Below are 11,520 nucleotides of genomic sequence, written 5' to 3'. Positions count from 1 at the left end.
AACGGTGGTGCTTTTTAAAAAAAATTGTATTTTAACCTATAATTAAATTTAAGTGAATGAATTTAAAACATTATATATCAAGCAATTGTAATTTTATCATCTAAATATACATTTTGTATTGCGTTCAAAAGCTCTACTCCGTCTGCCATAGGTTTTTGGAAGGCTTTTCGTCCGGATATTAACCCCATACCTCCGGCTCGTTTATTAATCACAGCGGTTTTAACAGCCTGAGCCAAATCATTATCGCCGGAAGATCCTCCGGAATTTATTAATCCCGCCCTGCCCATAAGACAATTCATTACCTGGTATCGGGTAAGATCAATTGGATGATCAGTGGTTAATTCTGAATATACTTTCTCATGTGTTTTGGCAAAATTTATGGCTTTAAAACCTCCGTTGTTTTCAGCCTGCTTTTGTTTTACTATATCTGCCTGAATTGTCGAAGCCAAATGATTGGCCTGTCCGGTTACGTCAGCTGAAACGTGATAATCAATACCATCTTTTTTAAAACCAGGATTTCGAAGGTATGCCCATAAGACGGTTACCATACCTAGTTCATGAGCATATTCAAAAGCTTCAGTAACTTCCTGAATTTGTCTGGTGCTCTCTTCTGAGCCATAATATATTGTAGCTCCAACTGCGATACAACCCATCTCAAAAGCCTGATTCACACTTGCAAACATTATCTGATCAAACTTATTGGGATACGTAAGTAATTCATTATGGTTCAATTTAAGGAGAAATGGAATCTTGTGTGCGTATTTTCGTGAAACAGAACCAAGGACACCAAGAGTAGATGCAACGGCATTACAACCACCCTCTATTGCAAGCTCAACAATCTTTGCAGGATCGAAATAAATTGGATTTGGCGCAAACGAGGCACCTGCAGTGTGCTCAATTCCCTGATCCACAGGAAGAATAGATACATATCCGGTGCCACCCATTCGTCCGTTATTAAAGAGAGTTTGCATATTGCGAAGTACGACAGGATTTCTGTCTGAAGCGGTCATAACACGATCCACAAAATCAGGACCGGGCAGATGTAGATGTTCTTTTTTTACCGTGTTACACTTGTGATCTAAAAGGTAATTGGCTTCTTTACCTAAAATTTTTTCAATGTTAAATGACATAATAGTATAGTTTTCAATCTTCCTATAAAGATACGCCGATAAAGCCACTTTTTAGGCTGATTTTAGAGGTTTTTTTTGGAAAATGTTAATAAGATATCAGCATAATTTAGTACTTTAACCATCCTAGTTATTTTGTGGTTTTAAACTGAAAATTAAATAAAAATATATCATGGCAAACATTAAGAAGACCAAAGGCACCATCGGCATCTTAACCGGAGGTGGAGACGTTCCCGGACTTAATCCAGCAATCAGGGCGGTTACTTTCAGAGCAATACGTGAAGGATATAGGGTGATTGGTTTTAGAAGAGGGTGGAGAGGATTAATAGATATTGAAAGAAACAGTAAGCACGACAACAGCAATAACTTTATGGAACTTTCCCAGGTAGTGGTGAACAAAGCAGCCAGAACCGGTGGGACTTTTCTTCATACTTCCAGGACCAGGGCAAGTCATGTATCTAAACTAATGGTTCCAGCTCATTTAAGAGATACTTATAAGGAGGAGGTCAATGACCTTACACCGGAAGTGATCAAAAATCTCGATTGGCTGGGTGTAGACTATTTGATTGCGATTGGGGGAGACGATACGCTTAGCTATGCCGTTCATTTGTTCAAACAGGGAGTTAAGGTAATGGCCATTCCCAAAACCATGGATAATGATGTCCCCGGAACGGATTATTGTATAGGTTTCAGTACATGTGTTACCAGAACTATTAGTCTTACAAACAGTCTTCGGACCGCAGCAGGATCCCATGAACGTTTTCTTGTACTTGAAGTATTTGGACGCTATGCCGGGTTTACAGCTATGTTGCCTACCTTGGCTGGAGCAGCTAATAGATGTCTTATTCCGGAAGTGCCCTTCAATATAGAACTACTAGCTGAGTTACTTACAGAGGACAGGAATAGAAATCCGAGTAACTATTCAATTGTACTTATTTCCGAAGGGGCAACCTTTGAAGGTGGTGAGATGAAATATGAGGGAATGGAAAAAGACGCCTTTGGCCATGCCAAGTTGGGTGGTATTGGTGATGAAGTCTCTCTCGCATTAAAGAAAATCTCCCCTAAATACAATAAGGGAAACCGCGTAAATGTAATCAATCAGAAACTCGGATACATGGTACGTTGCGGTGATCCTGATTTTATTGATTCTGTAGTGCCTACGGCCTATGGAAATCTGGCACTCGATTTAATACTTAAAGGGATTGATGGCCGAATGGTGGTATTGAAAAATGGACGTTACGATCATGTGCCCATAGAGGTTGTTACGGAAACTAAGAAGTTCGTTAACGTAGATAAATTCTATAACCGCCCTAAACTGCATCCCTATTATAAAAACTTTGAAATGCTACCCTTATTTATTATGACCAATGACTAACGGTAAGCAGTCTATTCAACAAAGGGTAGGTCCTTAATTAGTTGATTGAACATAACTTTTTTGAGAGGATTTGTTATTTTATTTGCGAATAATATTTGTCCTGATTAAAATGTCTATTTTTTCACAGATTTTGACGGGTTCAAGACATCCGTGAATAGGGTTATTTTGCCATATAAATAAAGAAATTTACCACTATATCGATTTAGGTGCTGACTGGTGTTAAATAAAGGGTTTGTCTAATTCTTTTTCTGCAATAAGTTTAGTAATTTTGCAATTCTAATTTTTTAAATGAATTCACAAATAAAAAAAATTGCGGTCTTTACTTCTGGAGGTGATTCTCCGGGTATGAACGCAGCCATAAGATCCGTAGTACGTACATGTGCATATTTTAAGAAAGATTGTATTGGGATCTATCGAGGATACGAAGGGATGATCGAAGGGGATTTTCTTCCAATGAATGCCCGTAGTGTAAATAACATAATTAACAAGGGAGGCACAGTACTTAAATCTGCCAGGTGCGATGAGTTTAGAAGCCCGGAGGGTCGTAAAAAAGCTTATGATCAGTTGGTTTCTAATAATATTGATGCTTTTGTGGTTATTGGGGGTGACGGAAGCTTTACGGGTGCTCTTGCTTTTTATGAAGAGTACAAAATGCCTTTTATTGGTATTCCCGGAACTATAGATAATGATATTTTTGGAACAACATACACTGTTGGTTTTGATACCGCATTGAATACTGTAGTAGAAGCAATTGATAAGATCCGGGATACAGCCAGTTCTCATCATAGACTCTTCTTTGTTGAGGTTATGGGTAGAGATGTAGGCCATATTGCCCTCAACTCCGGAGTAGGTGCTGGTGCTGAAGAGATACTGATTCCTGAAGAGAATTTGGGTTTAGACAGGTTGTTAGATTCCTTAACTCGCAGCAAAGCCAGGGGGAAATCTTCTAGTATTGTAGTGGTTGCAGAAGGCGATAGGACAACCGGAAAAAATGTTTATGAACTAAAGGAATTTGTAGAGAAGAATCTTCCGGTTTACGATGTTCGGGTTTGTGTTCTTGGTCATATGCAACGGGGTGGAGCACCTTCTTGTTTTGATAGGGTACTGGCCAGTAGAATGGGAGTAAAGTCTGTTGAAGCTCTTTTGGAAGGCAAAACAAATTTGATGGCCGGTATTATTGATAATAAAATAACATTTACCCCGGTAAGTGAGGCCATAAAAGGAAAATCAAAAATTGATAAGGAACTCATCAGGGTTTCAGATATCATGACTATATAGTTTTAATCTTAAACAATAAATAATGTCAACACTAAAAATTGGAATTAACGGATTTGGTAGAATTGGTAGACTTGTTTTCAGAGAATCAGTAAAAAGGGATAATGTAGAGGTTGTAGCCATAAATGATTTGCTGGATGTAGAACATCTTGCATATTTGTTGGAATATGATTCGGTACATGGTCGTTTTGATGGTTCTGTGGCAGTAAAGGATGGCAATTTGATCGTTAATGGTAAAACCATTAGAATTACAGGCGAAAGGGATCCAAAAATTTTAAAATGGGACGAAGTAGGAGCAGAATATGTTGCAGAATGTACCGGTATTTTTACAACTTTGGAAACTGCGCAATACCACATTGATGGTGGAGCTAAAAAAGTAGTTATCTCAGCACCATCAAAAGATGCCCCCATGTTTGTAATGGGTGTAAATCATAAAGATCTAAAAGCTTCAGATAACATAGTATCTAATGCTTCCTGTACTACAAACTGTCTGGCACCTTTGGCCAAAGTGTTGAATGACAATTATGGGATTGCAGAAGCTTTAATGACAACTGTACATGCTACCACAGCCACTCAGTTTACTGTTGACGGACCATCGCGCAAGGATTACCGAGGTGGCAGAAGTGCTTTGTTGAACATCATACCGGCTTCAACAGGAGCCGCCAAAGCAGTAACCAAAGTTATTCCATCTTTGGAAGGAAAACTTACGGGGATGGCATTTAGGGTGCCTACAGCAGATGTTTCTGTTGTTGACCTAACGGTACGCCTGGAAAAGGAAACTTCTTATGAAGATATTAAGAAGACCTTTAAAGCGGCTTCGGAAGGCGAACTAAAAGGTATTTTAGGTTATACAGAGGAGCCTGTGGTCTCTCAAGATTTTATTGGTGATGCCCGTACCAGTATATTTGATGCAGGTGCCGGAATTGAATTAAATTCAAAATTTTTCAAAGTAATCTCCTGGTATGACAATGAAGCAGGCTATTCCAATAAATTATTAGACCTGGCACAATATATTTCTACATTGTAATTAATTGTTTTTTATAAGTAAGAATCCTCAGAATAAGCAAAACTTTGCTTAATTTGAGGATTCTTTTTTAATGCTTGATTTATGATTTTAATAGTTGATAGCGGTGCCACAAAGTCTGATTGGATTGCCTTAGATGATAAGGGTAAAGAATTATTTATGACCCAAACACTGGGATTAAGCCCTGAGGTCCTCACAAGAGAGGTCATCGAAGATAGGCTAGCCAATAATTTTGAGTTGTCTAAAAACAGAGAGAAAGTTAGCCGACTCTATTTCTATGGTGCCGGTTGTGGTACAGATAGAATGAAGAAATTCCTCAAGAATATTTTTAAATCGTTTTTCCCAAATGCCACGGCAGAGGTTAAGGAAGACACCTATGCTGCCATCTATTCCACAACAAAAATCGGACATCAGGGAATTGTCTGCATTTTGGGAACAGGTTCAAACTGCAGCTATTATGACGGTCATCAACTGTTTCAAAAAGTGGTTTCTTTGGGTTATATTCCTATGGACGATGGAAGTGGTAATTTCTTTGGGAGGAAATTAATTAGGGATTATTATTTTCATAAAATGCCACAGGCCCTGGGAATCAAATTTGACAAAGAGTATGATCTTGATGCCGATGTTATTAAGGAAAACCTTTACAAGCAGCCAAATCCTAATACTTATCTGGCCACATTTGCAAGATTTCTGATTGAGAACAAAGAACACCCCTATTGTAAGGGAGTTATAGACAAGGGCCTTCAGCAATTTGTAAATAATTACATTATGCAGTTTGAATTAGCTACCAAGGTGCCTATACATTTTGTGGGTAGTATTGCTTATTTTCTTAAAGATGAATTAATAGCAGTTCTGGAAAGAAATGACCTGATCGTAGGCGTAATTCGTCAGAGACCAATTGAAGGACTGGTAGAATTTCATAAGGAAACTATCTGACGGCAATCATCGAAATCTCTACATTTACAAATTTAGGAAGATTAGAGACTTCAACGGTCTCTCTGGCAGGTGCAGTTTCAGTATTAAAAAATGAGCCATAAACTTCATTAATAGCTGCAAAGCAATTCATATCCTTAACAAAGATCGTGGCTTTAACTACATCTTCAAAAGACATATCGGCGGCTTCCAGTATTGCCTTTAGATTTTTCATGCATTGTAGTGTTTCCTTCTTTATATCATCTTCAATGAGTTTTCCGCTTGAAGGATCCAGGGGAATTTGTCCGGAAACATATAATGTATTACCGCTCAAAACCGCCTGGTTATAAGGGCCTATAGGGGCAGGGGCATTGGGAGTATGTATAATTTTTTTCATGCTTTTGAATTTAGCTTTAGCCGGTTAAACTAATTAAAAAATAGATCAGTATAAACAGGAATTCTGTTTTTTTACTTTTGATATTACCTGGGAGGAGGCTGACTTCTATTTTCAAATTTAAGATCCTTAAGAATAGAGCTTTTAATTCCTATAAAAAAGTACCATCTTTCAAAATCACCAAACGGCGTCCAGTCAAAATTTAATTTAAAACTTTTTAAGTCGCGTCTAAACCGAAGTTGGGTAACAGTAAACCCTTTTCTAACGAAATCATAACCCGATGACACGCCAACGTCCCATCCGGGAGATAGCGTAATATTACCGGAAAACATTAGAGAATTATTGGAGATTTGATTTTGCCTGGCACTATTACTATAGGTTACAGCATATTGCAGTCGAAGATCCCATTCTATTTTATTCTGATAAATAGGATTCTCAACTTTACCTTCATCTCTGTCATCAAACCGGCTTTCATCAAAGTTATTTGCTTTTCCAAAAAGATCATCTGTCCGGCCCCCACTGGCGGCAACGTAAGCATCACCCTCCGTCGGATATTCTTCACGGTCCTTGGTGGGTTGGAAGTCTTTACTGCTCAAGGAATAACTTAAGTTACCCCTGGCAGATGTAAGTCTGAACAGACTTCCTCCGTTATTAATATTAAATGTATTTATACGCCTGCCATTATTGTCAATTGCATATGGATCCAGATTGGCACCAAAGTTTATGGACATTTTATTATTGAGAATATTGGTACCGCCGGTTAAACTTACCGGACTTAAATTAAGAGAATCTGCCTGAAAATTATAACCTGTGGACAAATTAAAACTATTTAGGAGCATAACCTTCTTGGGTTCCAGAGCCGTGGAATCTTTGTCACGTACCTTGGCTTCAAGTGTATTGGCAAGAGAAAAGCTTAAAGCACTGGATTTACCACTTCTTGGGGCACCATAAAGTGTATTTTGAAACCTGGTGTACTCAATAGTATCTCCTGTAACTCCATTAATATATTCATCATAATATTGATCAAAAGAAGGCGCCCAGCCATAACTTACAGAAGGTCTCATTATGTGTCGGATGGCCTGTATCTTTTTTTGCTCGCCAAAATTAAATGTACCATAGACTGTTGTCCCAACACTAGTGCTAAGACTATATTGATTAAACCGGTCAAAACCTTTTATAGTATCGGTAACAACTTCTTGCGTCTCAGCATCAAAACGTTGATTAAATGTTTGCAAGGTCCATACGTCTTCATAGGTACCACCTGCACTTACACTAAAAAATTTAGCTACTTTAAAATTTGTACTCAGTGGTATCCGATGCCGTGCGCCAACCTTAGCGTTATCAAACATCTTGGCTGTTCCAAAATCATCAGTAGTGGTACTAATGCTGTTCCTGGCATTAAGATCATACTGAAAATTGATGTTCTGTAATGCACCTTTTTTTATGCCATCCCTTTTAGCAAGAGGAAAAATACGCTCCATACTGGCTTGTAAAGTTGGTAGAGTTAGGTCTACGGCATCTGTATTTGTGTTTTGATTATGTGTAGCTGTCAGGCTTAAATTTACTGAAGGATATTCAGGAAAAGTCCGTGAATAGGAGATGGAAGAGGATAAATTATTGATCTGGGTATTGGGTAAATTCTGCTGAAGTAAAGAGTTTCTGTAGTATTGGCTGCTACCCAGGTTCACCGATGCAGACAATCTGGAATTAGGATTAGATTTTGTATCCTGAGAATGTGAAATTTGAATATTGTAAATAGTTCCCCGGCTGTAATCATCAAACCCCTTTTGACTTGTCACCTGATTTTCATATCTAAAATTAAAATTACCCCTGTATTTATAGCGCTTGGAATAAACAGATTGTGTTCTGAAACCCCAACTCCCGTTGGTATAGAGGTCGCCGGTAAGCGTAAGGTCTACATAGTCATTAATAGGTACATAGTAACCCAAGTTTTGTAGGAAGTAGCCCCTGTCCGGGTCGTTTCCAAATGTGGGCATCATTACTCCTGCAGTTCGTCCGGAAGTCAAAGGAAAATATGCGAATGGCATTGCAATAGGGGTTGGTACATCTGCAATATAGATATTACTAAATCCTGCTATGACTTTTTTCTTTGGAACAAACTTTGCCTTTCTGACTCGAATATAATAATCCGGGTCTATAGTATCTTTAGAGGTAGTTAGCCTTCCTTCACTTAAAAAGTAAACCGAGTCGTTCTCCTTTTTGGTAATCGAAGCATAAACCTTCATGGCATCAGAACCAAGTTGCCCCAGACCCGCTTGCTGTTCTGTTCTGGAATTCCAAATCAGGGCTTTTTGTGTGTCAAAATTAAATCGAATTGAATCTGGAATTACCACGTTTTCCCCTTGTTTAAAATAAGGAACTTGCGAATAATTACCCAAAGAATCTTTTATTCGCCCGGCATAAACTTCGTTTTTTATGTAATCCATAATTATTATACCGGCTTTTAATTCGGTATCCTGATAATAAATTTCAGCTTCATTATACAGATAAATTTTTTGCTCTTTTTGACTTAATTTAACATAATCCTTCGCTTTATATTTTATTTTATCCGATAAAAAACCTGGCTTCTCAGTAATTGAATCTGAATGTATAGAATCGGTCAAAACTGTATCTAATACTGCAGGTGCAGGCATAAGAGGCGCGTAAATAGTATCTCCCACAGCTTTAATAGGTAAGGGCCTGATCAGATCTTCCTGCGCAGAGAGCGGAATAATGCCCATGATAAGCAGTAATAAGAAAAGTAGAGAATGTTTGTTTGATTGCAAAGCGATAAATCCTATTTTTGTAACGGTAAGGCTTCGTTTTTGGTAGTCAAACTTACATATATTTTTTGGTCTGCTTGTAGCACATTACAATAAATTTAACCATAGTAAATGGATGCAAAATTCTTTTAGCAGATGAAAGATGATAATTGTATTTTTGATTTGTAATAGGTAAAAATCATAAAGATTTTTATCTTAGGAAAAGATATAAGGCCATTACAATTGTTCCATGTTCTTTAAAATATAACTCTAAAATCAATGAAGTTTAATAATTTTTTTTTCATTCCCCTGGCAATACTATTTTTCTTGCTATGCTCATATGACAAAAGTGATTCAGATACTCAGACTGATCAATTTATTGTAGTATTAGACGCAGGCCATGGAGGTCACGATCCGGGTAATTTGGGCAATGGCTATATGGAAAAGAATATAGCCTTAAATATTGTATTAAATGTTGGTGAGAAATTAGCATCCAATCCGGACATAAAGGTTATTTACACAAGAAAGGATGATACTTTTGTAGATCTTTTTGTTAGAGGAGAAATTGCAAACAAGGCAAATGCAGACCTTTTCGTATCTGTACATTGTGATTCACATACTTCTGACGCCAATGGTGCCGGGACATTTGTGCTGGGATTACATGCAAATCAACAGAATTTTGAAATTGCAAAAAAGGAAAACTCCGTGATTTATCTAGAAGATAATTACGAATCTCGCTATGCTGATTATGATATAAATTCTCCCGAATCTATAATTGGTTTGACTATTATGCAGGAAGAATTCCTGGATCAAAGCGTTATGCTTGGTAAGATGATGCAGGACAATTTTTCTAACAACCTGAGCCGAAATGACAGAAAGGTTAAGCAGGCTGGTTTTATTGTATTACATCAAACTTTTATGCCCAGTGTTCTGATCGAAACAGGTTTTCTTACAAATAAGTCAGAGGGACTATACCTAAGCTCTAAAAAAGGCCAGGAAGAAATGGGCAATGCTATTGCGTCTGCAATAATTAATTATAAAAACAACACAAGAATTAATCTGGAGGATGCGGCGTCTTCAGAGCAAATCACCACCACCAAAATTGAGGAGGAGACACCTGTAAATGAGACGATTGTAGCTTCAAAAACGGAAGTATCACCAGCCATTGAAAGTAATAATGAGGCAACGAAAAAGGAAATTAAGGAACCAATCGCTGTCGTTTCTACTGAATTACCTCAAACTGAAACTGCTGAGGAGGTCCAAAATAAACCTGAGGAGATCGAAATAAGGCAGGAGGCTAAGCCTGCACCAAATAAAGAAGTGCCTGAAGAAGAGGTAAAAGAAATACCCGAAACTATTGCTGAAGAACCCATTGCTACGCCAATAGTTGATGAGAAAAAAGAAGAAGAAAAAAAGGAAGAGGTAATAAAGGAGGAAGTAATAAAAGAGGAGGTTGTTTCAGACTCAGAAATAGTATTTAAAGTGCAATTATTGGCAAGTTCAAGGGTACTACCTCTGCTATCTGAAGAATTTAATGGATTGAGTTCACTCTCAACGGAACGCCATAATAACCTTGTGAGATATATGTATGGTAAGACCAATTCATATTCTCAGGCAAAATTATTTAAGGCCAACGCCGATGCTAAAGGCTATGAAACTTCCTTTATTGTGGCCTATAAAGAGGGCAAAAGAATTCCTGTCCCTGAGGCCTTAAAATACATCTCTGAATAATAGCAGGTCTTGAAAATTTATTTCTAATTTTGTTTGTAAACTAAATATATTCGTTTGAAGCTATCCAGGGAAATTAAAACAGGAATAATCGTTATTGGAGGTATTTTGCTGTTTGTCATGGGCTTCAGTTTTCTTAAATCAACCCCTATTTTTAATAACAGCAAAACCTTTTACGCGGTTTACAAACACGTAGGCGGTTTGCAGCCGGGAACACAGGTATCTATTAATGGATTTAATGTGGGCAATGTGACTAATATTACTTTTAAGAATGGAAGTGGCAACCTACTGGTTACTTTTTCTGTTGACAGTAATTTCGAATTTTCTGAAAATAGCGTCGCTGAGTTATATGATACAGGAATTATAGGAGGTAAAGGAATTCAAATTAATCCGGTTTTTGACGGCGCTCCATTTGCACAATCCGGGGATACTTTGTCCTCTAATATTAAACCCGGCCTTACAGATTTGTTACAGCAAAAATTAGCACCATTACAATCGAAAATAGAGGGGGCTGTGTCCAATGCGGATTCTTTGTTATTAAATTTCAATGAAGTATTAGATGAAGAAACAAAAAGAAACTTAAGAGAAAGTATCAAGGGTCTAAATACTACCGTTCAAAGTTTTCAATCGAGTGCTTCCACTCTAAATACATTATTGGCAGATAATAAAAATAAATTGGACAGTTCCATTACAAATATTAATACGATTACCACTAATTTTTCGGTACTCTCAGATTCCATAGCTCAGGTAGGACTAACCAATACTATAAGAAGTTTGGAGTCTACAATTAGTAATTTGGATAAGATGTTAGCTAAAATTGAAAATGGTGAAGGTACGCTTGGCAAATTGGTAAATAATGAAGAACTGTATAACAATCTATCTGAGGCTTCCAAAGAGTTAGACCTCTTGCTTCAGGATTTTCG

9 protein-coding genes are annotated in these 11,520 nt (G+C 37.5%); 6 read left to right on the top strand and 3 right to left on the bottom strand.

Annotated elements, in window-relative coordinates; all coding sequences use genetic code 11:
- Positions 1-77 precede the first annotated feature (77 nt).
- The gene (locus WBM60_RS03955; protein ID WP_424261735.1) at positions 78-1,130 is read right to left on the bottom strand and encodes a class I fructose-bisphosphate aldolase; all 1,053 of its coding nucleotides are present in this window, start codon (positions 1,128-1,130) and stop codon (positions 78-80) included.
- Between the two features lie 169 nt (positions 1,131-1,299).
- Between WBM60_RS03955 and WBM60_RS03950 the strand changes: the two genes are divergently transcribed.
- The 4 genes from WBM60_RS03950 to WBM60_RS03935 all read left to right on the top strand — a co-directional run bounded on the left by WBM60_RS03950 (position 1,300) and on the right by WBM60_RS03935 (position 5,737).
- A complete protein-coding gene (locus WBM60_RS03950) occupies positions 1,300-2,502 on the top strand; it encodes a 6-phosphofructokinase (protein WP_424261733.1) in 1,203 nt (400 codons plus the stop codon).
- Positions 2,503-2,790: 288 nt separating this feature from the next.
- Positions 2,791-3,780 (top strand): 6-phosphofructokinase, encoded by a 990-nt coding sequence (pfkA, locus tag WBM60_RS03945; protein ID WP_424261731.1) that lies wholly within the window; start codon positions 2,791-2,793, stop codon positions 3,778-3,780.
- A 22-nt stretch (positions 3,781-3,802) separates the two neighbouring features.
- Complete coding sequence (gap, locus tag WBM60_RS03940; protein ID WP_424261729.1) at positions 3,803-4,804, top strand: type I glyceraldehyde-3-phosphate dehydrogenase; 1,002 nt, start codon at positions 3,803-3,805, stop codon at positions 4,802-4,804.
- 81 nt (positions 4,805-4,885) lie between these two features.
- Positions 4,886-5,737, top strand: a complete 852-nt coding sequence (locus WBM60_RS03935) for an N-acetylglucosamine kinase (RefSeq protein WP_299164517.1) — start codon at positions 4,886-4,888, stop codon at positions 5,735-5,737.
- Here WBM60_RS03935 and WBM60_RS03930 read toward each other — a convergent pair.
- Both WBM60_RS03930 and WBM60_RS03925 read right to left on the bottom strand, forming a co-directional pair.
- Positions 5,730-6,110, bottom strand: coding sequence for a RidA family protein (locus WBM60_RS03930; protein ID WP_424261727.1), 381 nt, complete (start codon positions 6,108-6,110; stop codon positions 5,730-5,732). The genes WBM60_RS03935 and WBM60_RS03930 overlap by 8 nt on opposite strands.
- An 83-nt stretch (positions 6,111-6,193) precedes the next feature.
- Positions 6,194-8,848 (bottom strand): putative LPS assembly protein LptD, encoded by a 2,655-nt coding sequence (locus WBM60_RS03925; RefSeq protein ID WP_424278898.1) that lies wholly within the window; start codon positions 8,846-8,848, stop codon positions 6,194-6,196.
- Positions 8,849-9,148: 300 nt separating this feature from the next.
- Here WBM60_RS03925 and WBM60_RS03920 point away from each other — a divergent pair, with 300 nt between their 5' ends.
- Together WBM60_RS03920 and WBM60_RS03915 are read left to right on the top strand one after the other, a co-directional pair.
- The gene (locus tag WBM60_RS03920; protein WP_424258709.1) at positions 9,149-10,600 is read left to right on the top strand and encodes an N-acetylmuramoyl-L-alanine amidase family protein; all 1,452 of its coding nucleotides are present in this window, start codon (positions 9,149-9,151) and stop codon (positions 10,598-10,600) included.
- A gap of 54 nt (positions 10,601-10,654) precedes the next feature.
- The coding region (locus WBM60_RS03915; RefSeq protein ID WP_424282776.1) for an MlaD family protein at positions 10,655-11,520 on the top strand (866 nt) is incomplete at its 3' end.

This window comes from Eudoraea sp. (assembly GCF_049669105.1).
GTDB lineage: Bacteria > Bacteroidota > Bacteroidia > Flavobacteriales > Flavobacteriaceae > Eudoraea.
Note: the sequence above shows the minus strand (reverse complement) of the source record. Positions and strands in the feature narration are given on the sequence as shown.